Here is a 25,860-nt window from a genome sequence, read left to right as displayed (position 1 = left end):
ACGCGCCCCAGGCCCCAGATCATGGATTGAAGCGGGCGCTCGACCGTCGCGCGCTCAGGTGCCTGCGGTGCCACCGCACCGCGGGTGAGCAGCCACAAGGGCGCGCCGATGCCTGCGTCGCCGAGCGCCTGCACGAGGGCCACCGTCAGGGCGAGTCCGACGGGCACTCGGTCGGCCAAGGGCGTTTCGTCGAGCGCCAAAAGCGAGAGTACGCCGTCGAGCTCGCGCGGGGCTTGCTGCAACGCCGCCTCGAGGACCTTGCGATCCACGGCGTCGTCGGTGACGGTCACCACGGAGGCGCCGCGCTCGATCAGGGCTGCGCGCAAGGCGTCGACACCCGGGTCATCGGCGAGACGCGCGGGAACCACGAGGAGCCACGTGCCCGCGAGCGGGATCGTCTCGCCCCGGTCGAGAGGTTTCCACACGATGCGGTAGCGCCACCCGTCGATGGTGCTCTCTTGCTGACGGCGACGACGCCACTGCGATAGCCGGGGAAGCAGCTCGGCGAGAGCGCTGCGGTGCGCCTCGTCCTCGACCTGCAGCGCGTCGCCCAGCGAACGCGCGTCGCCTCGTTCGACGGCGGTCCAGAACTCGGTATCGTCCGTCCCCTGGATGGCGGGCGCCTTCTTCGGCGCATCAAGCCAGAATCGCTCGCGCTGGAAGGCATAGGTCGGGAGCTCGATGCGACGGGCCCCCAGCGGTGCGAAGAACGCGCCCCAACCGACGTCCTGCCCGCGATCGTGCAGCGCCGCGATGGCCGCGCTCAGCGTTTCCACTTCGTCGCGCCCGTTGCGCAGCATCGCGACGAAATCGGTCCCGTCGTCGCCACCGAGCACGTCTTGGCCCAGCGCCGACAGCACGCCGTGCGGGCCGAGCTCCAGGAAGGTGCGCACGCCTTCACGCTCGAGCGTGCGGATGCCCTGTGCGAACAGGACGGCTTCGCGCACGTGCCGGACCCAGTACTCCCACGAGCAGAGCTCGTCCTTGCGGGCCACCGCCCCGGTCACGTTGGACACGATGGCGATGCGCGGCGCGTGGTACGTGAGGCTACGGGCCACCCGGCCGAACGCCTGGAGCATGCCATCCATGTGGTGCGAGTGAAACGCATGGCTCACGCGCAACCGCGTGGTCTTGCGGCCCAGCGCTTCGAAGTGCTTCGCGAGCTCGAGCACGGCGTCTTCGTCGCCGGAGACGACGGTGGAGTCGGAAGCGTTGACGGCCGCGATGCAGGCGCCCGGACCACGAAGCGCAGCGCGCACCTCGTCCTCGGTCGCGCGGACGGTGACCATCGCCCCGTCCTCACGCAGTGCCTGCATGAGTCGCGCGCGGGCGCCGACCAGTTTGCATGCGTCCTCGAGGGAGAGCACGCCGGCGACGTGCGCGGCGACGAGCTCACCGATCGAGTGACCCAGCAGAAGATCGGGCTCGATACCCCAGCTCTCCACGAGACGGAAGAGCGCGACCTCCAACGCAAACAGGGCCGTTTGCGCGTACATCGTTCGGTCCAGAAGCGTGCTCTCGGCGGCGAACAGCACCTCGCGCAGCGACGGGCCCTGCGCCGCGAGCTCCCGATCGATCAGGGTGCAAGCGGCATCGAGCGCCGCACGGAACGTGGGGAACGCTTCGTAGAGCGCTCGGCCCATGCCCGCCCTCTGGCTGCCTTGCCCCGTGAAAAGGAATGCGAGCTTGCCCGCACCGCTTTGGGTCGACGAAACGCCACCTCGAACGAGGGATCCCAGGGACTCGTTCAAGCCATGTCGATCGCGCACGACGAACGATGCGCGGTGCTCGAAGTGCGTGCGGCTCGTCGCCAACGCGTGGGCAACCTCGGCCAGCGTCAGCTCGGGGTGAGCGGCCAGGTGCTCGGCGAGCTGCGCGGCTTGCGCGTGCAGCGCCTCCGCGCTCCGGCCGGAGAGAAGAACGGGAAACGCGACAGACGCGACAGACGCGACAGACGCGACCGCGGTCGGCTTTTCAGCCTCCGTCTGGGGCGCCTCTTCCAGGATGACGTGCGCATTCGTCCCGGAAAGGCCGAACGCGGAGACTCCCGCACGGCGCGGCCGTCCACCATCGTTGCGGGGCCAGGAACGCAGGCCGTCGACCACCTCGACACCGAGCGTGTCCCACTCGAGGTGGGGATTGCGCGGCGAGGTGTGCAACGTCGCGGGCAGCGCTTCATGCTGCAGCGAGACGACCATCTTGGCCACGCCCGCCAGGCCCGCGGCCGACTCCAGGTGCCCCACGTTCGTCTTCACGGTGCCGACCCGCAAGGGGTTCGAGGCGCTTCGACCTAGTCCATAAACGGCGGCGACGGCTTGAACCTCGATGGGATCGCCGAGGGAAGTCCCGGTGCCATGGCACTCCACGACATCGACATCGTTCGGTCCCAAGCCGGCGTCTCGCAGCGCCGCGCGGAGCACCTTTTCCTGCGCCGCACCATTCGGCACGGTGATGCCGCTCGAGGCGCCGTCGTGGTTCGTGGCGCTGCCGCGAACGACGGCGAGCACCTGGCGGCCACGCGCGCGCGCATCGCCGAGGCGCTCCAACGCGAGCACCACCACACCTTCGCCACGCCCGTAGCCGTCGGCGTTCGCCGAGAACGTCTTCGAGCGCCCGTCGGCCGCCAGCGCACGTGCCCGCGACAGGACCACGAACGACTCCGGCGAGGACATGACTTGTACACCGGCTGCCAGCGCGAGCTCGCACTCGCCCCGGCGCAGCGCCTGGCAGGCCAAGTGCAGCGCCACCAGCGACGAGGAGCACGCCGTGTCCACCGACAGCGCCGGTCCCTGCAGGCCCAGTGTGAAGGCCAAACGGCCCGCCGCGAACGAGGAATGCGAGCCCTGAATCGCGTACGCCTCGAGCTCCTCGGTGCCCGCATACGGCGAAAGGTAGTCACCGCTGGCCACGCCCACGAAGACGCCCGTGCGCGAATCCCGAAGCGATGCGGGGACGATGTTCGCGCGCTCGAGGGCTTGCCAGCTGGTCTCCAGGAGCAAGCGATGCTGCGGATCGACGTACTTGGCTTCGCGCGGACTGATGCCGAAGAACGCCGCGTCGAACAGGTCGACACCGTCGAGCATGGCGGCCTCGCGCACGTAGCTCTTGTTCGGCGTTTCGGGATCCGGGTCGTAGATCGCGGAGCTATCCCAGCGGCTCGAAGGGATGGGCCCGACTGCGTCGCGCCCCTCTTCCAAGAGCTTCCAGAAGCTCTCGGCATCGTTGGCGCCGCCCGGTAGGCGCAGCGCCATGCCGACGATGGCCACCGGCTCGTCGCTCGAAGCACGCGCCCGCGCCGTCTGCTCCTGCGCCACGGCTTCACCCAATGCAGGCGCCAGTGCATCACGCAGGTGTGCGCCCAGGCGCTCGGGCGTCGGGTGATCGAACGTCACCGTGGCCTTCAGTTTGATTCCCGTGGCCTTTTGCAGGCGCTGTCGAAGCTCCACGGCGGTCAGCGAATCGAGGCCCGCGTCGAAGAACCCTTTGCGGGCATCGACCCGCGACGCATCGGCGTGCCCCAGCACCGCGGCCGACTCCGCCTGCACCATGGCGACGAGATGGCGCAATCGCTGCTCCGGCGACAGAGGCCGCAGTTTGGTGACGAGTTCACTCTCCGCGAACATCCGATCGGGCGCGTCACCCGCGGCTTCGAGCGCGCGGCGCGCGTCGGCAAGATCGTGAAGCAGGGGGCGAACCCGGCTCGCTGCGAAGGCCGGTGCGAAACGGGCCCACTCGATGTCGGCGACGGTGAGCTGCGTCTCGCGCTGCGCAAGCGCATGGCCGAGCGCCGTCAGGGCCAGCGCGGGGGACATGGGCGGCAGGCCGCGGCGGCGGAACTCGGCCGCGGCGCGCGCATCGACCATGCCGCCGCCTGCCCAGGCGCCCCAGGCGATGGACGTGGCCGGCAGGCCATGGGCTCGGCGATGCTCCGCCAGCGCGTCGAGGTAGGCATTGGCGGCGGCATAGGCTCCTTGCCCGCCCCCGCCCCAAACGCCGGCGCCCGAGGAAAAGAGTACGAACGTGTCGAGCGGTTCATCCTTCAGCGCATCGTGCAGGTGCTGCGCGCCATGCGCCTTGCCGGCGAGGGACTCGGCCAAATCGTCCAGGCTCGTCGCGCCCAATGCGAGCTCGCGCGCCACGCCGCCCGTGTGAACGACGTTCCGCAATGGGATCCCGCGCGCGCGCAACTCGCCGAGCAGTGCGTCCACGGCGGTTCGATCCGACACGTCGCACGCCGCGATGGTGACGCCGATCCCGCGATCGGCGAGCTCCTTTTGCAGCTCTTCGGCGCCCGGGGCACCCGGACCGCGCCGGCTCACGAGCATCAAGTGCTCGGCCCCGTGCTCGGCGAACCAGCGCGCCACGTGACCACCCAGCGCCCCGGTACCGCCCGTGATGAGCACCGCCCCGCGCGCCGCGAAGGCGGACGGCGCGGTGCCTTCGTCGGAGGGAGCACGCACCAGCCGCCGCGCGAGGATCTGCCCATCGCGAAGCGTCAGTTGATCTTCGTCGCCAAGGCCGCGCAAAACCGCGGCCAATGACTCCAACGCGGCCGCATCGAGCGCACCGTCGATGTCGACGAGCCCGCCCCACCGCGATGGATGCTCGAGCCCCACCACGCGTCCGAGGCCCCAGACCATCGATGCAACGGGCCTCGTGGCCGCGCCGCACGTGAGAAGCCAGAGCGGCGCCTCGATGCCGGCATCGCCCAGGGCTTGAACCAGCGAGAGTGTGAGCCCCAACCCCGCGGGCACGTGCTCGTGCCCGGGCAGCGGCATCTCGTCGAGCGACAACAGCGACAACACCCCGCGCCAATCACCCGCGTGTTCGCGCAAGGTCGCGGCCAGTGCTGCGCGGTCCACGTGTTCCTCGGAGACCGTAACGACGTGAACGGAGGCGCCATGTTCCACCAGCGCGCGCTGCACGGTCGCGACGTCTTCGTCGAACCGCGCGGGCACGATCAGCAGCCATGCACCGAGAGGCTCGTGGGCCGATTCACTCCGCGCGAGCGTCTTCCAGACGACCCGGTAGCGCCACCCTTCGAGGATGCCTCGCTCCTGCTGCCGGCGCCGCCATTGCGAAAGGCGCGGAAGAAGCGCGGCAATCGCGTTGCGGTGTCCGTCGTCCTCCACCTGCAGGGCACCGCTGAGCGCCTCGATGTCGCCGCTTTCGACGACGCCCCAGAACTCTTTCTCCGGCGCCCCGAGCTCCGCGATGTCGCCGCGGGCCGGTTTCGAGGCAAGCCAGAACCGCTCCCTCTGGAACGCGTACGTGGGCAGGTCGACACGCCGCGGGTTCGCCGGGCGGAAGAACGCGGGCCAATCCAGGGAAAGGCCGCGCGTATGAAGCTCGCCGATGGCGCCCAGCAGGGCCTCCACGTCGGCGCGATCCTTTCGAAGCGCGGGCACGAACGCCGCTTGCGTCTCCTCCGGCGCACCCTCGCGGGCCAGTGCCGACAGCACACCGTGAGGACCGAGCTCGAGGAACGTCGTCACGCCCTCGGCGCAAAGCACGCGCACGGAGTCCAGGAAGCGCACGGTCTGACGCACGTGCCGCACCCAGTATTCGGGCGAACCGAGTTCGCCCTCGCTCGCGATCCGTCCCGTGACGTTCGAGACGATGGGGATGCGCGGTGCATGGTAAGTCAGCGTTCGCGCCACCGCGGCGAAGGCCTCGAGCATTCCGTCCATCTCGACGGAGTGGAACGCGTGGCTCACGCGGAGGCGCACCGTCTTGCGGCCCGCCGCCTCGAAGTGTTTCGCCATGGCCTCCACGGCCTCGCGCACACCGCTGACGACCGTCGACTCGGGGCCGTTGACCGCGGCGATGTCGGCCCCGGGATGATCGGCAAGGAGGGCGAGCACCTCGCCTTCGGTCGCGCGCACACCGATCATCGCACCGCGGCTCGGCAGCGCTTGCATCAGACGCGCCCGTGCCCCCACGAGGGTGCACGCATCGTCGAGCGAGAGAACGCCCGAGACGTGGGCAGCCGACAGCTCGCCGATCGAGTGGCCGGCGAGAAGGTCCGGGATGAGCCCCCAGCTTTCCAACAGTCGGAAGAGTGCAACCTCCAGGGCGAAGAGCCCCGACTGCGCGAACACCGTTCGATCGAGCAGTGCGGCTTCCTCGGTGCCTTCCGCCGCGAACACGATGTCGCGCAGGAGGCGCTCTTCACCGAGCTCGCGCGCAAGGCGCTCGTCGATCGCATCGAAAGCCTCCCGGAACACGGGAAACGCGTCGTACAGCCCGCGGGCCATTCCAGGCCGCTGGCTCCCCTGCCCCGTGAAGAGCAGCGCAAGCTTGCCCGCGTGCGCCATTCGGCCGATGACTGCATGCGCCGCCGCGCCATCGTCGGCGGCCAGCGCATCCAGCGCTGTCATCAACGCCGCACGCTCGCCGGCCACGATCACCGCGCGGTCTTCGAGGTGCGCGCGGCTCGTGGCAAGCGAGTACGCCACGTCGGTGAGCGAGAGCTCCGGGTGTGCCCACAGATACCCGCGGAGCACGGCCGCTTGCGCGCGCAAGGCCACCTCGCCCTTGGCCGACAGCATCACCGGTACCGCCGGCATCGCCGCGGCGTTCGCGGGCGTCTCCGCTTCTGCGGGCGCGGAGCGAGGGACCTCCTCGAGAATGACATGCGCATTGGTGCCCGAGACACCAAAGGAAGAAACGGCCGCGCGGCGCGTTTCGGAGCCGGCGAGCCAAGGCGCGGGAGCTTGCAGCAGCCGCATCGCCCCCGACGACCAATCGATGTGCGCCGACGGGTTCTCCGCGTGCAGCGTCTTCGGCAGCACGCCATGCTTCATCGCCAGCACCATCTTGATGATGCCGGCAACGCCCGCCGCTGCTTGCGTATGGCCCAGGTTGGACTTGAGGCTGCCCAGCCAAAGCGGCTTCTCCTGAGAGTGCGCGTGTCCGTACGTGGCCAGCAGCGCCTGCGCCTCGATGGGATCGCCCAGCGACGTGCCCGTGCCGTGCGCCTCGATGGCGTCGATGTCTCGGGGCTCGAGTTGCGCGTTCTCGAGCGCGCGGCGGATCACGCTTTCCTGCGCGGGCCCGTTCGGTGCCGTGAGGCCCTGGCTCTGGCCGTCCTGGTTCACCGCCGACCCGCGAACGATGCCGGCGATGGGGTGGCCGTTTCGCTTGGCGTCGGAAAGACGCTCGAGCAAGAGCAGGCCCACGCCCTCGGACCAAATCGTACCGTCGGCCTCCGCCGCGAACGACTTGCAGCGCGCATCGGTGGCGAGTCCGCGCTGCCGGCTGAAGACGATGAACGCGCCCGGGGTTGCCATGACGGTGACACCACCGGCCAGTGCGAGCGAGCACTCGTTCTGCCGCAACGCCTGGCACGCCAGGTGGACCGCCACCAGCGACGAGCTGCACGCCGTATCCACGGTGACCGTGGGGCCGTGCCAGCCGAATGCGTAGGCAATGCGCCCCGATGCAATGCTTCCCGCACTGCCCATGCCGGCGTACCCCTCGAGGTCCTCCGGCGCGTCCAATTGGCTGTAGTCGTTGTACATCACGCCGACGAACACGCCGGTCTGCGAGCCACGGAGCGCGACGGGATCGATGCCCGCGCGCTCGAGCGATTCCCAGGTCGTCTCGAGCAGGAGACGCTGTTGGGGATCGATGGCCAAGGTCTCGCGCGGGCTGATGCCGAAGAAGGCCGGGTCGAAACGGTCGGCATCGTGGAGGAAGCCGCCCTCGCGCACGTAGCTCTTGCCGCTCGCGTCGGGATCGGGATCGTAGAGCGATTCCAGATCCCAGCCGCGGTTGTCGGGGAAGCTCGTGATGGCATCGCGCCCTTCCTCGACCAGCTGCCAGAGCTCCTCGGGCTTGGTTACGCCACCGGGGTAACGGCAGGCCATCGATACGATGGCGATGGGCTCGTGCAACTTCTCTTCGAGCTTTCGAACGTGTGTTTCGGCCGCATGGAGTTCATGCGTCAGGCGCTTGACGTATCCAGCGAGCTTCTCCTCACGAACTACCGACATTTTCTTCTCCGAATCTCTGATCAAGGATGTGAAGCAGCTCGTCGACGTTCGCCGCATCGACCTTGTCGGTGAACTCCGCTCCGCCATTGGCTTCGCGGGCGCCCGACCACTTTCTCAAAAGCGTCTGCAGCCGAATCGTGAGTGCTTCTCGCAACGCTTCGTTCGCGTGCAAGGCAGAAAGATGGTTCTCCAATCGGTCGAGTTCCGCGGCCGTCGCGGCGGCGGGCGATTCGTCGGAGAGGAGTTTGTCTCGAATGAGTTTCGTCAGCGCGGCCGGCGATGGATGATCGAACAAGACGGTCGCCGGCAGGCGCAGGCCCGTGCGAGCACCAAGACGATTGCGCAGCTCGACGGCCATGAGCGAGTCGAGTCCGAGCATCTGCAACGAGGTTTGCGGATCGATGGCGCCCACCGAGGCGATGCCCAGCACGGCGGCCACTTCGGCGCGCACCATCTCGAGCGATGCGCGCTCGCGCTCCGCGGGCGGCAGGGCGAGCCACCGCTCCTTCAGCGACGATGCCGTCGCTTCGTTGCGTGCCGTGCGGGGCGACGTGCGGGCACGCAGCGCATGATGGAAGCGCGCGACCGTGAGGGCTGCGTCCGCGCGGGCAGTGGCCGCGTCGAAGAGCTCGAGGCCCTCCTCGGCCGACAGGGGCTTCAACCCGGCGCGCTCGATGCGGCGCCGATCGGCGTCGGTGAGGTGCGACGTCATGCCGCCGTCGCTCGCCCAGGGGCCCCACGCCAGCGATTGCACGCGGCCCGGATGGCATTGCGCAAAGGCATCGAGGAAGGCGTTGGCCGCGGCGTAGCTGGCTTGGCCCGCTCCGCCGAGAACACCCGCGACCGAGGAGAAGACGATGAAGTGGGAAAGGTCGCTCGAGCGGGTCAGGGCTTCGAGGTGCACGGCGCCGTCGACCTTGGCGCGCATCACATGCTGCACGCGCTCGGGGGTCAGCCCTTCGAAGACACCGTCGTCGAGCACTCCCGCCGCGTGGATCACCGCCGTTAGCGGGTGGGCCTGCGGAATGGTGGCCAGGAGCGCCTCCAGCGAGGAGCGGTTGGCCGCGTCGCACGCGGCCATCGTGACGGACGCGCCCGCGGCTTCGAGGTCGGCGCGAAGCTCGGACGCGCCGTCGGCCTCGATGCCACGTCGGGAGGTGAGCAGCAGGTGTTTGACCCCGTGGGTGCGCACCAGGTGGCGGGCCAGAAGACCGCCGAGCGAGCCGGTCCCACCGGTGATCAGCACCGTTCCGGTCTCCGACCATGCGGAGGGACGCCCCGCGGCCTTGCGCGCGGGGGCGAGCTTCGGCACCAAGCAACGACCTTGCCGCAGGGCCATCTGCGCTTCACCGCTTGCGACCGCGCCGCGCAGTGCTGCGCGCGATGCCTCGCTGCCATCGATGTCGACGAGCACGATGCGATGCCCAGGGTTTTCCGCCTGCGCGCTCCGCACGAGTCCCCACACCGCCGCGTGCGCCGGGTTGGTGACACCTTCGTCCGCGTTCGTGCTCACCGCCCCTTGCGTCACCAGCACCAGGGTTGCGCTGCGCTCTTCTGTTACCCAGGCTTGAACCCGCGATAGCGCGTGCTGCACCGCCTCGTGCGCCGCTTCGATCTCGTCTTGGCCGGCCGCGCGGGTCAATTCCGCCACGACCACGTCCAGCGCGGGGTCGTCCGGGCCGGCGGCTCGCACGGACCATGCGAGATGCGACAGCGCATCGGTCACACCAGCTTGCGCGAGTTGCGTCGCGGAGACGGGACGGCTGACGAGCGAATCCACGGTGAGCACGGGCTCGCCGGCAGCGTCGGCCAGGTGCATGGCGCCGTGGGCGATGCGCACGCGCAGGTGCCTTGCGCCGACCGCGAGAAGGCGCACCCCGCTCCATGCGAAGGGCAGCATCACCTCCGCGCCGGCATCGACGACCAGCGCATGCAGCGCAGCGTCGAACAACGCGGGGTGCACCAGGAAGCCTTGCGTCTCTTGCTCGGGCGCAAGCTCGACCTCGGCGAAAAGCTCGTCGCCGCGCCGCCAGGCTGCGCGCAGGCCCTGGAACGATGGACCGTACCCGTAGCCCGCCTGCCGAAGGCGCTCGTACACACCTTCCACCGGCAACGCCGTGGCCCCCGCCGGCGGCCACACCCGAAGCTCCGCTGCGACGGGCGCACCTGCGGACGACAAGGTCCCCGTCGCGTGCCGCGTCCACGCCTCACCCTTTCTTCGGCCATACAACGCCACGGGTCGGCGACCGGACTCGTCGACGGCGCCCACCGAGACCTGGACCTCGGAGGGAGCGTGCATCGGAGCCTCGAGGGTCAACTCCTCGAGCTGCTCGAGTCCCACGTGGTGCGCCGCACTCAACGCGAGCTCCACCAGCGCCGTTCCGGGCACGAGCGTCTTGCCAAAGATCTGGTGCTCGCCGACCCACGCCTGCTCGCCCGGCGACACCCGACCCGTGAACACGTACTCGTCGCTTTGCGCGGAACGCACGATGCTCTCCACCAACGGATGCCCCGCCTTCGCGCGCCCCTTCTTCGGTGCGTCGAGCCAGAATCGGGCGCGCTGGAACGCGTACGTCGGAAGCTCCACGCGCTGCGCCGCCAGAGGCCCGAAGTACGCGGGCCAATCCACACGAACCCCGCGGCCATGCAGCGCGCCGAGCGAGCCGATCATCGTCTCGACCTCGTCGCGTCCCTTTCGCTGCACCGCAAGGAAGGTCGCGTCCTCGTTCACGAGGCACTCCTGGGCCAACGCCGACAGCACGGCACTCGGGCCCACTTCCAGGAAGGTGCGCACGCCCTGCGCGTCCAGCGCGCGAACGCCATCGGAGAACCGCACCGCCTCGCGCACCTGCCTCACCCAGTACTCGCCCGAGCGCAGCTCTCGCTCCGTCGCCAGCTTGCCCGTCACGTTCGACACCACGCCCATCCGCGGCTGCCCGTACGTCAAACTCCCTGCCACGCGACCGTACGCCTCGAGCATGCCCTCCATGTGCTCCGAGTGGAACGCGTGGCTGACCCGCAGACGCGTCACCTTTCGGCCCTGGGCCTCGAAGTGCCGGCCCACCTCCAGCACCGCGTCTTCGTCGCCCGACACCACGGTGGACATCGGCCCATTCAAGCCCGCGACGCTCGCACGCTTGGAGCCCAGCGCCGCGGTAACCTCCGACTCGGTCGCCTGCACGGCAACCATGGCGCCCCCGCGCGGCAGTTGCTGCATCAAGCGAGCCCGTGCCCCAACCAGCTTGCAGGCATCCTCCAGGCTCAAGATGCCCGAGACGTGCGCCGCCACCAGCTCGCCGATGGAGTGCCCCAGCACGAAGTCCGGGCGCACGCCCCAACTCTCCAAAAGCCGGTACTGCGAGACCTCCAGCGCAAACAGGGCCGTCTGCGCATACAGCGTCTCGTCCAACAACGACGCGTCCTCCCCGAACGTCACCTCGCGCAGCGAGGGAGTCATCTCGAGGTGGCCGTCGATGGCATCGAACGACGCACGGAACACGCTGTACGTCTCGTAGAGCGCGCGCCCCATGCCCGGGCGCTGGCTTCCCTGCCCCGTGAACAGCACACCGAGCTTGCCTGTCTCCGCCCGACGGCCGAGCAGCACGTTTGCAACGGAGTGCCCTTCGGCGATCGCATCCAGCCCGGCAAGTGCCGCGGCACGATCCCGTGCAGCGATGGTCGCGCCGTAGTCGAAGTGCGCGCGCGTCGTGGCCAGCGAGTACGCCACGTCGGTGAGTTCGTGCTCCGGATGCAACTCCAGGTGCGCACGCAATTGCAGGGCCTGCGCCCTCACGCTGGCTTCGCTCTTGGCGGATACCACCAGCGGCAACACCGGAGCCACGGGCCGCGGCGTATGCTCCGCCGCCACGGTGGGTGCTTCTTCCAAGATGACGTGCGCGTTCGTGCCCGAGATACCGAACGACGAGACACCCGCACGCCGCGGTGTTCCGTTTTTCGGCCACGGCACCGCGTCGCTCAGAAGCTGCAGCGCGCTCGAGGACCAGTCGACGTGCGACGACGGATTCTGCGCATGCAGCGACTTGGGCAGAACGCCGTGCTGCATGGCCAGCACCATCTTGATGATGCTGCCGACGCCCGCGGCGGCTTGGGTGTGGCCGAAGTTCGACTTGAGGCTGCCCAGCCACACGGGGCTATCGCCCGCGTGGGCGCGCCCGTACGTGTTGGCAAGGGCGTGGGCCTCGATGGGATCGCCCAGCGTGGTGCCCGTGCCGTGGGCCTCGATCACCTGGATGTCACGTGGCGCGAGGCGGGCGTCGTCGAGGGCCTGGAGAATGACGCGCTCCTGGGCCGGTCCGTTGGGGGCGGTCAGGCCTTGGCTCTTGCCGTCCTGGTTGACCGCCGAACCGCGCAAGACGGCCAGGATGGGATCGCCGTGGCGTTGGGCGTCCGAGAGTCGCTCGAGCAAGAGCATGCCGGCGCCCTCGGCCCAGGCGACACCGTCGGCGTTCGCAGAGAAAGGCTTGCACCGCCCGTCGGGAGCGAGGCCGCGCTGGCGACTGAAGCCAATGAAGGCGACCGGCGTGGCCATGACCGTGACACCGCCCGCGAGGGCTCGCGTGCATTCACCGCGACGCAGCGCCTGGCAGGCCAGGTGAATGGCCACCAGCGACGAACTGCACGCCGTGTCGACGGTGACGGTGGGACCTTGCAGCCCGAAGGTGTACGCGATGCGGCCGGAGGCCACGCTGGCGGAGCTGCCCATGCCGACGTACCCCTCCAGATCGTCGGGCGCGGAGAGCTGCCCGTAGTCGTTGTACATCACGCCGACGAAGACGCCGGTCTGAGAGCCCTGAAGTGTGCCCGGCTCGATGCCCGCGCGCTCCAGCGCCTCCCACGTCGTCTCGAGCAGCAGGCGCTGCTGCGGATCGATCGCCAGGGTCTCGCGCGGGCTGATGCCGAAGAAGGCCGGATCGAAGAGGTCGGCATCGTGGAGGAAGCCACCCTCGCGCGTGTAGCTCGTTCCTTTGGCGTCGGGGTTGGGATCGTAGAGCGACTCGAGATCCCAGCCTCGGTTGTCGGGAAACGGGGTGATGGCTTCGCGGCCTTCGAGGAGAAGTTGCCAAAACGCGTCGGGCGTACGCACACCTCCGGGGTAGCGACAACCGATGGCCACGATGGCAATCGGATCCGCCTCGACGGGCTCGATGGGCGCGCGCTCGTACACGGCGGGGCCGAGGTCGTCACCCAGGACATGCCGGCTCAGGAAGCGGGCGAGCGCCTCGGGGGTCGGGTGGTCGAAGAGCAAGGTCGCTTGCAGGCGCAGTCCGGTGGCCGTGGCGAATCGGTTGCGCAGCTCGACGGCCATGAGCGAGTCGAGTCCGAGCTCCTGCAGCGGGCGTTGCGGATCGATGGCACCCACCGAGGCGATGCCCAGCACGGCGGCCACTTCGGCGCGCACCATCTCGAGCGGTGCGCGCTCGCGCTCCGCGGGCGGCAGGGCGAGCCACCGCTCTTTCAGCGACGATGCCGTCGCTTCGTTGCGTGCCGTGCGGGGCGAGGTGCGGGCACGCAGCGCGTGATGGAAGCGTGCGACCGTGAGGGCTGCGTCCGCGCGGGCAGTGGCCGCGTCGAAGAGCTCGAGGCCCTCCTCGGCCGACAGGGGCTTCAACCCGGCGCGCTCGATGCGACGCCGATCGGCGTCGGTGAGGTGCGACGTCATGCCGCCGTCGCTCGCCCAGGGGCCCCACGCCAGCGATTGCACGCGGCCCGGATGGCATTGCGCAAAGGCATCGAGGAAGGCGTTGGCTGCGGCGTAGCTGGCTTGGCCCGCTCCGCCGAGAACGCCGGCGACGGAGGAAAAGACGATGAAGTGGGAAAGGTCGCTCGAGCGGGTCAGCGCCTCGAGGTGCACGGCGCCGTCGACCTTGGCGCGCATCACGCGCTGCACGCGCTCGGGGGTCAGCCCTTCGAAGACACCGTCGTCGAGCACTCCCGCCGCGTGGATCACCGCCGTCAGCGGGTGGGCCTGCGGAATGGTGGCCAGGAGCGCCTCCAGCGAGGAGCGGTCCGCGACGTCGCAGGCGGCGAGTGTCACGGTCGCCCCGGCGGCCTCGAGATCGCGTTGGAGATCCGCGGCTGCGGGCGCGTGTCGGGAGGTGAGCAGCAGGTGTTTGACCCCGTGGTTGCGCACCAGGTGGCGGGCCAGAAGACCGCCGAGCGAGCCGGTCCCACCGGTGATCAGCACCGTTCCGGTCTCCGACCATGCAGAGGGACGCCCGGCGACCTTGGGCGCGGGGGCCAGCTTCGGCACCAGGCAACGACCTTGCCGCAGGGCCATCTGCGCTTCGCCGCTTGCAACCGCACCGCGCAGTGCTGCGCGCGAAGCCTCGCTGCCATCGGTGTCGACGAGCACGATGCGATGCCCAAGGTTTTCCGCCTGCGCGCTCCGCACGAGCCCCCACACCGCCGCGTGCGCCGGGTTGGTGACACCTTCGTCCGCGTTCGTGCTCACCGCCCCTCGCGTCACCAGCACCAGCGTTGCGCTGCGCTCTTCCGCCAGCCAGGCTTGAACCCGCGACAGGGCGTGCTGCACCGCCTCGTGCGCCGCTTCGATCTCCCCTTGCTCGGCACCACGCGTCAGCTCCGCCAGGACCATGTCCGGCGCAGGCTCCTGCTGCGGCGCGAAGCTTTGCTCCGTCCATGCGAGATGCGACAGCGCGTCGATGGAACCGGCTTGCGCGAGTTGCGCGGCGGAAACGGGACGGCTGACGAGCGAATCCACGGTGAGCACGGGCTCGCCGGTGGCATCGGCCAGGTGCATGGCGCCATGGGCGATGCGCACGCGCAGGTGCCTTGCGCCGACCGCGAAAAGGCGCACCCCGATCCATGCGAAGGGCAGCATCACCTCCGCGCCGGCATCGACGACCAACGCATGCAGCGCAGCGTCGAACAACGCGGGGTGCACCAGGAAGCCTTGCGTCTCTTGCTCGGGCGCAAGCTCGACCTCGGCGAAAAGCTCTTCGCCGCGCTGCCAGACCGCGCGCAGACCCTGGAACGATGGACCGTACCCGTAGCCGGCCTGCCGAAGGCGCTCGTACACACCTTCCACCGGCAACGCCGTGGCGTCCGCCGGGGGCCACACCCGAAGCTCGGATGCGGCGGGCGCAGCGCCCGATGCCAATGTCCCGATCGCGTGCCGCGTCCACGCCTCACCTTTGTCCCGGCCATACAACGCCATGGGCCGCCGGCCGGTATCGTCGGCTGCGCCCACCGAGATCTGGATCTCGCTCGGGGCCAGCATCGGGACCTCGAGGGTCAACTCCTCGAGCTGCTCGAGCCCCACGTGGTGCGCCGCACTCAACGCGAGCTCCACCAGCGCCGTTCCGGGCACGAGCGTCTTGCCAAAGATCTGATGCTCGCCAACCCACGCCTGCTCGCCGGCCGACACCCGCCCCGTGAACACGTACTCGTCGCTCTGCGCGGAACGCACGATGCTCTCCACCAACGGATGCCCCGCCTTCGCGCGCCCCTTCTTCGGTGCATCGAGCCAGAATCGTTCACGCTGGAACGCGTACGTCGGAAGCTCCACATGTTTGGCCCCCGCGAAGTACGCAGACCAATCCACACGAACCCCGCGGCCATGCAGCGCACCGAGCGAGCCGATCATCGTCTCGACCTCGTCGCGTCCCTTTCGCTGCACCGCGAGGAAGGCTGCGCTCTCCTTCACGAGGCACTCTCGGGCCAACGCCGACAGCACGGCATGCGGGCCCACTTCCAGGAAGGTGCGCACGCCCTGCGCGTCCAGCGCGCGAACGCCATCGGAGAACCGCACCGCCTCGCGCACCTGCCTCACCCAGTACTCGCCCGAGCGCAGCTCCTGCTCCGTCGCCAGCTTGCCCGTCACGTTCGACACCACGCCCATCCGCGGCTGCCCGTACGTCAAACTCCCTGCCACACGACCGTATGCCTCGAGCATGCCCTCCATGTGCTCCGAGTGGAACGCGTGGCTGACCCGCAGACGCGTCACCTTACGGCCCTGGGCCTCGAAGTGCCGGCCTACCTCCAGCACCGCGTCTTCGTCACCCGACACCACCGTGGACATCGGCGCATTCAAGCCCGCGATGCTCGCGCGCTTGGAACCCAGCGCCGCGGTAACCTCCGACTCGGTCGCCTGCACGGCAACCATGGCGCCACCGCGCGGCAGTTGCTGCATCAAGCGAGCCCGTGCCCCGACCAGCTTGCACGCATCCTCCAGGCTCAAGATGCCCGAGACGTGCGCCGCCACCAACTCGCCGATGGAGTGCCCCAGCACGAAGTCCGGGCGCACGCCCCAACTCTCCAAAAGCCGGTACTGCGAGACCTCCAGCGCAAACAAGGCCGTCTGCGCATACAGCGTCTCGTCCAGCAACGACGCGTCCTCCCCGAACATCACCTCGCGCAGCGACGGCCGATCATCGACTTCCAGTTCGACATCCAGGTACGCGCAGACCGTGTCCAGCGAATCGCGGAACACGCCGTACGTCTCGTAGAGTGCGCGCCCCATGCCCGGGCGCTGGCTTCCCTGCCCCGTGAACAGCACACCCAGCTTGCCGGCTTCCGCGCGGCGTCCCATCTCGACGTTCGACGCGGGGCGACCCTCCGACAGCGCCTCCAGCGCGGCCACCGCATCGGCGCGGCCGCGTGCCACGATCGTGGCGCCGTGTTCGAAGTGGGAACGCGTCGTGGCGAGCGAATACGCCACGTCGGTGAGCTCTTGCTCGGTCCGAATCTCCAGGTGTGCGCGCAGACGAGACGCCTGGGCCCTCAAGCCCGCCTCGCTCTTGGCCGACACCATCAAGGGCAGCACCGTCAGCGTCACACTCGGTGAGCGCTCCTCGGCGGCCGGCGCTTCTTCCAAGATGACGTGCGCGTTCGTGCCCGAGATCCCGAACGACGAGACACCTGCACGGCGCGGGTGACCGGTCTGCAGCCACGGGACCGCCTCACTCAGAAGTTGCAGGGTTCCCGACGACCAATCGATGTGTGGCGAGGGATTCTGCGCGTGCAGCGTTTCGGGCAGAACGCCATGCTGCATGGCCAGCACCATCTTGATGACGCCGCCCACGCCCGCGGCCGCCTGCGCGTGGCCCATGTTGGACTTGAGGCTTCCGATCCAGAGCGGCTCGTCCGCCGATCGCCCGCGCCCGTACGTGGCCAGCAGCGCTTGCGCCTCGATGGGATCGCCCAGGCTCGTGCCCGTACCGTGTGCCTCCACGGCGTCGATGTCGGAGGGACCGAGTCCGGCGCTCTCGAGGGCGTGCAGAATCACGCGCTCTTGGGCGGGCCCGTTGGGGGCCGTGAGGCCTTGGCTCTTGCCGTCTTGATTGATCGCGGAGCCGCGGACGATCGCGAGGATCGGGTAGCCCTCACGCTTCGCGTCCGACAGGCGCGCGAGAAGCAGCATGCCCGCGCCCTCCGACCAGCTTGCACCGTTGGCCTCGGCCGAGAACGACTTGCAGCGACCGTCGGGCGCGAGACCGCGCTGGCGGCTGAACGCGATGAAGGTGCTCGCGGTTGGCATGACGCACACGCCGCCCGCCAGCGCGAGGGAGCATTCGCCCTTGCGCAACGCTTGGCTCGCCAGATGGATGGCCACCAACGACGAGCTGCACGTCGTATCGACGGTGACCGTGGGACCGTGCAGACCGAAGGTGTAGGCAATGCGCCCGGACGCCACGCCCGCGGAGCTGCCCATGCCCACATACCCTTCGAGCTCCTCGGGAGCCGAAAGCCGGCCATAATCGTTGTGCATCAAGCCGACGAAGATGCCGGTCTCCGTGCCTTGCAGATCGTCGGGCACGATGCCGGCCCGCTCGAACGCCTCCCACGAGACCTCGAGCAAGAGCCGCTGTTGCGGATCGATGGCCAGCGCCTCGCGCGGGCTGATCCCGAAGAAGGCCGCGTCGAATTGGTCGGCGTCGTAGAGGAAGCCGCCCTCGCGCGCATACGTCTTCCCCACGGCATCGGGATCCGGATCGTAGAGCCCTTCGAGGTCCCACCCGCGGTTGTCGGGGAAGCTCGAAATGACGTCGTAGCCACCGCTCAAGAGCTGCCAGAATTCCTCCGGCGAGCGCACCTCACCGGGGTAGCGGCATCCCATGCCCACGATCACGATGGGATCGTCCTGCGCCGCATCGACCGCGTGGACCTTGGCGCCGGCGATGGGCACCTGCGTTTCCGGTCCGCGAAGCTCGGACACCAGGAACCGCGCCAGCGCGGCGCACGTCGGGTGGTCGAAGAGCAAGGTGACGCGGAGCTGCAGGCCCGTGGCTGCGGAAAGCCGGTTCCGCAGTTCGACGGCCATGAGCGAGTCGAGCCCGAGTCGCTGCAACGGGCGGTGCGGCTCGAGGACATCGGCCGACGCGATTCCCAACACGGTGGCCACCTCGCGGCGCACCAGGTCGAGCAGATCGCGCTCCTGGTCCTCGGGCGACAGCGTTTGCAGGCGCTGCGCCATCGACGACGTCGACACGACGCTCGTGTTGGCGGCCACCGCGCGCGGGCTCCGCACGCGAACGAGCCCGCGAAGCATGGGGTGGAGCGAATCGGCCTGCTTGGTCAGCGCGGCCACGTCGAACCGCGCGACCACCAGGGTATCGCCGTGCCCTGCCAGGGCCGCGTCGAACGATGCGAGGCCTTCCTCCGACGCGAGCGGGCGCAGCCCCCCACGCGCCATGCGCTGCAGGTCCGCCTCGCCGAGGTGCGCGGTCATGCCGCTCTTCTGCTCCCAGTAGCCCCAGTCGATGGCCAGCCCGGCGAGACCACGAACCGTGCGATGACGCGCGAGCGCGTCGAGGAAGGCGCTGGCGGCCGCGTAATTCGATTGGCCCGGCGTACCGAGCACGCCCGCCAGCGACGAGAACAGAACGAAGGCCGACAGGTCGAGGCCTGCCGTCAGCTCGTGCAGGTGCAGCGCCGCATCGACCTTGGCACGAAGCACGGTGTGCAGGCGTTCCGGCGTGAGCGAGCCTACGACACCGTCGTCGAGCACACCGGCGGCGTGAACCACCGCCGTGAGCGGATGCTCTGCGGGAACCGAGGCGAGAAGCGCTTCGAGCGCCGCGCGATCGGCCACGTCGCATGCGGCCAGGGTGACGGAGGCTCCCTCCGCTTCGAGCTCGGCCCGAAGCTCGGAGGCGCCGTTCGCATCGGCCCCGCGCCGCGACGTCAGGAGCAGATGCTTCACGCCGTGCACCCGCACGAGGTGGCGTGCCAGCAGGGTGCCCAGGGTACCGGTGCCACCGGTGATGAGAACCGTGCCCTCCGGCGCGAGGACGTGCTCGGCCTGCGCCGTCTGCGCCAGCCGCGCGAGCGCCGGCACGAGGATGCGCCCATCGCGAACGGCCACCTGCGCACCGGCCCGGGAGGCGGAGAACATCACGCGCTGCGAAGCCTCGGCGTCGTCCGTGTCGACCAGGACGATGGCCTGTTGGCGATTCTCCACCTGCGCGGTGCGAACCAGGCCCCAGAGCGGCGCGTGCACGAGATCGGACACGTCCTCGTCGGGATCGGGCGCGACGGCACCGGACGTGTGGAGCACGAGGCGGCAGCCCGTGAGTCGCTCGTCCGAGAGCCACTCTTGGAGCAACGAAAGCGCATCGGCCGTGGCTCCGTGGAGAGTGTCCACGCCGGCCTGAATCTGGGGCGCGAAGGACACGAGAACGGCATCCGGCGGTGCCGCGCCCTCGTCGAGATCATGCCGCAAGGCGGCCAGGTTCGCGTACGGCGCGTCGGGGCCCACCAGAGCCCAGCGCTCGTCGGGGGCGTCGTCGGGCGTCGCGACGGTCGTCCACTCCACGCGGAACAGTGCGTCGCGCTGCGGGGACGAGGCCGCGCGGAGCTGCTCCGCCGATGCAGGACGGGTCGTGAACGACTCGATGCGGGCGAGCGGTTCACCGGCGGCGTCCGCGAGATCCAGCGCCACGGAGCCCGACGCATCGCGCACCAAGCGGGCGCGAAGGGTGGTCGCCCCGACGGCGCGAAGCGATACACCGCTCCACGCGAACGGCAGCCCCTCGATGGTGCTGCCGACGGCGAGCGCGTGCAGGGCGGCGTCGAGCAATGCGGGGTGCAACCCGAAGCGGGTTGCGTCCTTCGCGAGCTCCTCGGGCAACGTGACCTCGGCGAAGCGCTCGTCGCCCCGCGCATACGCTGCCGTCAAGTTCTGGAATGCCGCGCCGTAACCGAACCCGTCGCGGGCCAAGCCCTCGTAGAAACCGTCCAGCGCGAGGGCCTGCGCACCGGCCGGCGGCCACGCCTTCGCCGTGAAGGCCTCTGCCTCGGCCGGCACGGCGGCCGCGAGCACACCGCGCGCGTGCACCGTCCACGCGGTGTCGGCGTGCTCGGGGCGCGCATGGATCGACAGCGCACGCTGGCCTCGTTCGTCGGGGCTTCCGACCGACACCTGCACCAACATGGCGCCTTCGGCGGGAAGAACGAGCGGGGCTTCCAGCACCAGCTCTTCGACGCGATCCAATCCGGCGCGATGGGCCGCCACGAGCGCGAGCTCGACGAAGGCCGTGCCCGGCACGATGACCGTGCCGAAGACCTCGTGTGCGGCCAACCAGGGATGCTCCGCGAGGGACACGCGGCCCGTGAGCAAAAGCGCATTCGTGTCGGCCACGGCGATTGCAGCACCGAGCAGCGGATGCTCGGCGGACGCGAGGCCCGCCGATGCCACGTCCGCGTGCGCCGCCGCGGGCGCGTCGAGCCACAGTCGCCGCCGCTGGAAGGCATACGTGGGCAGCGGGATCCGCCGCGCGCCCGTGGGCTCGAAGTAGGCCTTCCAATCCATGTGGCGGCCGCGCGTGGAAAGCTCGGCAAAGGAGAGCAGGAAGCGCGCGAAGTCCCCTTCGTCGCGGCGCAACGAGCCCACGACCACGGCATCGGCGCCCTCGATGGTCTGCTTGAGCGCGAGGTTGAGCACCGGGTGCGGGCTGGCCTCGACGAAGAAACGGTGCCCGCTTGCCAGCAGGCTGCGCGTGGCATCGGCGAACCGCACCGTTTGCCGCAAGTTGCGGTACCAGTAGCCCGCATCGAGCTCGGTACCCTGCAGCACGGTGCCCGTCACCGTCGAGAAGAGCGGTACCCGGGACGGCTGCGCGGTGATGTCCCCGAGCTGCCGCGCGAGTTCGGCCTCCACCGCATCGACATGTGCGCTATGCGAGGCATAGTCGACGCGCACCTTCCGCGCGAAGATCCCCGCCGCCGACAGATCGCGAAGCAAGGCATCGATGGCGTCCGGCTCGCCCGAGACGATGGTCGCCTGCGGGCTGTTGATCGCGGCGACCGACAGGCTCGCGCCGAAGGGCAAAAGGTGCGGCTGCAACGCTTCCACGCCGAGCTCCACCGCCGCCATGGCGCCCTTGCCCGCGAGCTGCGTGAGCGCGCGGCTGCGCAGGGTCACCACCTTGGCCGCATCCTCGAGCGACAGGGCACCGGCCACGTACGCGGCGGCGATTTCGCCCTGGCTATGGCCCACGACGGCGTCGGGCTCGATGCCCATCGAGCGCCAGAGGGCCGCCAGGGAGACCATCACGGCGAAGAGCGCCGGCTGCACGACGTCGACGCGCTCGAGCGAGGCCGCTCCCTCGACGCCCCGCAAAACGTCGAGGAGCGACCAATCGACATGGGGAGCAAATGCGCGCGCGCAGGCTTCGAGCTCCGCGCGAAACACCGCCGACGTCTCCAGCAGCGAAACCGCCATGCCCGCCCACTGCGAGCCTTGCCCCGGGAAGACGAAGACGACCTTTCCATCACCACCGTCGCGTCCGATCACCGTGTTGGTGTTCGCGGTCCCACGGGCGAGCGCGTCCAACGCGTCCATGAGCTCGGAGCGATCGCGCGCGACGAGCACCGCGCGGTGCTCGAAGTGCGAACGCGTCGTCGCGAGGGATCGGCACACATCGAGAAAGCCCTCCTCGGGCTTCGCGGCGAGCTGTGCGTGCAACCGCGCGGCTTGCGCACGCACCGCGGCCTCCGTGGTGCCCGACAGCAGCGCCGGCCAGGCACGCGCATCCGCCTCCATCGGTGAAATCTCGTGGGATGCGGCGGGGGCTTCCTCCACGATGACGTGGGCGTTCGTGCCCGAGAGGCCGAACGAGGACACCCCGGCACGGCGCGGCGTGTTCCACGCGGGCCACGCCACAGCCGCCTGCGGAACGGCGAGCGGTGCTTCGTCCCAGGCGATCCGCGGATTGAGGGTCTCGGCGTGCAGATGCGCGGGAATGCGTCCGTTCCGAAGGGATAGAACGACCTTCAATAGACCGGCGATGCCAGCGGCGTACTCGAGATGCCCGAGGTTCGTTTTCGCGGACCCGAGGAACAAAGGCTCGGAGGCGGCGCGCTCGCGCCCGTAGACGGCGCGCAAGGCTTCGACCTCGATGGGATCGCCGAGCGGCGTGCCCGTACCGTGGGCTTCGACGTAAGCCACCGACGAGGCGGCGCACCCTGCATCCTCGAGGGCGCGCTTGACCAGCGCCTCCTGCGAGCGCCCATTCGGAACGGTGAGACCGCTGCTGGCACCATCATGGTTGATCGCGGAACCGCGCACCAGGGCCCATACGCGATCGCCGTCGGCCTGCGCCTGGCTGTAGCGCTTGAGCACGATGACCGCCCCGCCTTCGCCGCGCCCATAGCCGTCGGCATTCGCGGAAAACGTCTTGCAGCGTCCATCTGCGGAGAGCGCATTGCTGCTCGCCAGCCATGCGAACGTGCCCGGCGACAGAATCAACGACGCACCACCGGCAAGAGCCATTTGGCACTCGCCCGAGCGCAGGCTCTGGCACGCCAAATGGAGCGCGACCAGCGACGAGGAGCACGCGGTATCCACCGCGAGCGACGGCCCCTGAAGGCCGAGCACGAAGGAGATGCGCCCCACCGCGATGCTCGGGGCGGTGCCCAGTCCGGAGTACGCGTCGATGTCGAGCGATGCGGCGACCCGAGGTCGCACGGCGTCGTACTCCGAGGGCCCCACCCCGACGAAGAGCCCGGTCGACGTACCGACGAGCGAGCCCGGAACGATGCCGGCGTTCTCCAGGGCCTCCCAGCACACCTCCAACAAGAGGCGGTAGGTGGGGTCGATGCGCATGGCCTCGCGCGAGGAAATGCCGAAGAACGCCTCGTCGAACTCGGCCACGTCGCCCACGAAGGAGGCGCGCACGCCCAAGGCGAGCGCCTGATCGGCCTCGGCCCATGCGGCCATGCTCCGGCGGTGCGCGGGGAGAGGCTCCACGGTTTCGCGGCCCGCTTCGAGCAGGGCCCAGAAGCCGTCTGGATCGGCGACGCCGCCGGGCAGACGGCAGCCAATGCCCACGATGGCAATCGGGTCTTCGCCCGCCGCCGTGCGGGCCGGCACGCGCTCGTTCGATTCGGCGTGCTCGTCGAGTTCGAGCGTCTCGAGCACGAACCGGGCGAGGGCTTCGATGTTGGGCCGGGAAAACGCGATGGTCTCGGAGACGCGCTGCTCGAGTCGATCGGACAGCCGGCGTGCCACGGCCACCATTTGAAGGGAGCGAAGCCCGAGCTCCTTCAGGCCGGTGCGTTCGGCACGCGGCGAGTGCAGCTCGGAGCCGAGGATGTCCTCGACCTCGGCGCGCACCAGCCGGCGAGCCACCTCGGCCCGATCGACGGGCGCCGTGGCGAGGAGCTGACGCTGCCAAAGCGAGCCACCCGATGCATCGTGCACGGCAGCCTCGGTCGCAGCGCCCGTCGCATCGGTGATGGAAACCGTGTGGTGCGCGGCCGCCGGCGAGAAGGCCGTCCAGTCCACGTCGACGCCCTGCGTGTGCAGCGTGCCGAGGCCCGTGAGCAAGGTGGTCCAGCAGCTCGACGTGTCGTCGTCCTTGTCGCGGCTGAACGAGGGCAGATAGGCAGCGGGCCCTTCCCCGAGGCATTGCGCCACCAAGTGGGTCAACGTCGCCCGGGGGCCCATTTCGATGTACGCGGTGACGCCGCGCTTGGCGAGCGTCTCCACCGCGGCGGAGAAATGCACGGGCTCGAGCATGTGGCGAACCCAGTACTCCGCATCCAGCGCCGCGATTTCCTGCCCGCCGTCCACCGTGCTCACGAACGAGACATGCGGCGTGTGGTGCGCGACGCCCTCGCAGGATCGACGCAAGGGCTCGACCGCGGGCCGCATCTGCGGCGAGTGAAACGCCTGCGCCGTGGGCAGAGCGGTCGTCTTGATTCCGCGGGCGCCGAGTTCGTCGGTCACCTGTTGCAACGCGGCCGTCTCGCCGGAGAGGACCAGGCTATCGGGGCCGTTGAAGGCCGAAATGACGACCTTCCCAGCGCGTGCCTCCAAATGAGGCCGAGTCGTCTCGGCGGTGGCTTGGACCGCGCACATCGACCCAGGTGCGGCATGGTCGCGCATCGCACGACCGCGCCCCAGGATCAGGCGTACGGCGTCTTCCAACGGAAAGACCCCGGCCACGCACGCCGCTGCGTATTCGCCGAGGCTGTGGCCGACGACGACGTTCGGGTGCACGCCCCACGACCGCCACAGGTGGGCCAACGCGTACTGGAGCGCAAACAGCGCCACCTTATTAATGGTGTCGTCGCGGAGCCGCTCCGGATCGTGGAGCAGAATGTCGAGCAGCGAGCCGTCGATCGATGGATCCGCATGGCGCGCGCACGCCTCGATGCCCGCGAGAAAGACAGGGCTCGTCTCGATCAGCTCGCGCGCAACCCCCGCGAGCTCGGCGCCCTGACCGCTGAACAGGAATGCCACGACCGGGCGCCGTTTGACGACACCGGTCGATGAAAGGCGCGGGGCGCGTTTTCGGCCCAGTTCGCGCAGGTCGTGGGCCAGGGTCGGTGCATCGGCGAAGGCAACCGCCGCGCGGTGGGCGCCCTGGCCGTGTGCCCCTTCCACGACGGCGTGCACATCGCGCTCCCCGTCGGAGACGAGTGCGCTCAGCCGGGTGGCCGCCGCACGGAGATCCTGGGCGTTGGCCGCGGTCAGCGTGCAGAGGGACAACGGACGCTGCGCGGACGCCTCCCCTTCGCGTTCACGCACCGCCGAAAGCCACGACGGTACCGTGACCGAAACGCTGTCGCGATGGCGGTAGCGCACGTGGAAGCTATGCCTCGTGTAGGGCACCCCTCGCTCGTCGCCGAGCTTGGCGATGGCCTCGCGCAACTCGTTATCGAAGTGCTCCCGCCTCTCGGGTGCGATGACCGTATAAAATGTCTCCGAGCGGATCTGCCATGCCCAATGGCGTTCCAGCGTGTCGAAGTGGGTCTCCGTCTCCTCGGTAATGGTGAGACCCCTGGAAGGCAAAAACGAGAACAGATCGTCCACCGATTCGCGGTCGAACGAGGCCAGCATCGATGCGGAACGGAGCCGCGTCTCTAGATCGACGTAACGAAGGAGCACTTCGCCGGTGGCCTGGGCGAATTCCCATCCCGTGTTCAAACCGACGAACCACATATCGAGCTCGGCGTTCGGCTTGAGGACGCGACGGAGCTCGGCCGCCGCACGCCGCGGCTCGTTCACCCAGTGGAACGCCCAAAGACTATAGAGGTAGTCCACCGACGCATCGGCGAGCGGGAGCTCCTCGAATCGGCCGTCGCGCACATCGACGCGTCCTCCCCCAGCCGTACGCTGCTTTGCAATGACCCGCATCTGTTCTGCGGGTTCGATCCCCACGAACGAGGTGGAGGCGGGGGCTCGGCCCTGAAGGTGCTCCAGCGCGAGGCCGCTCCCGCACCCGACATCGACGACGAGTCGGTACTCGGGCAAAAGGACCATGCGCTCGTACGCCTGGCGAGCAAGACGTCCCCAAAAGGACGTTTCGTTCGCGGGGTCGTCGTACTTGTCTGCAATTGCCGAATAGCTCGAGGCAGTAGAATGTATGCTCAT

The 25,860-nt window shown here is 69.4% G+C and carries 2 protein-coding genes (1 of these 2 running past the window's edge); both read right to left on the bottom strand.

The genetic code is table 11. The features are described from left to right. A protein-coding gene (locus tag LZC95_19270; GenBank protein ID WXA98949.1) for an SDR family NAD(P)-dependent oxidoreductase crosses the window boundary here: on the bottom strand, positions 1-7,997 show its start. 11,308 nt of this gene lie to the left of the window's left edge; the window shows 7,997 of its 19,305 coding nt (coding positions 1-7,997); it begins with the start codon at positions 7,995-7,997; its stop codon lies beyond the left edge, outside the window. Next, positions 7,981-25,860, bottom strand: coding sequence for an SDR family NAD(P)-dependent oxidoreductase (locus tag LZC95_19265; protein WXA98948.1), 17,880 nt, complete (start codon positions 25,858-25,860; stop codon positions 7,981-7,983). The genes LZC95_19270 and LZC95_19265 overlap by 17 nt, the downstream gene beginning before the upstream one ends.

This window comes from Sorangiineae bacterium MSr12523 (assembly GCA_037157775.1).
GTDB classification, from domain to species: Bacteria; Myxococcota_A; Polyangia; order Polyangiales; family Polyangiaceae; genus Pendulispora; species Pendulispora brunnea.
The sequence above is the reverse complement of the archived record's forward strand: the minus strand, read 5'-3'. Positions and strand labels throughout refer to the sequence as shown.

Bases quoted from the DNA above. Each gene is read 5' to 3' on its own strand.
- LZC95_19265 (WXA98948.1), bottom strand. From the start codon at position 25,860: ATGAGCATACATTCTACTGCCTCGAGCTATTCGGCAATTGCAGACAAG.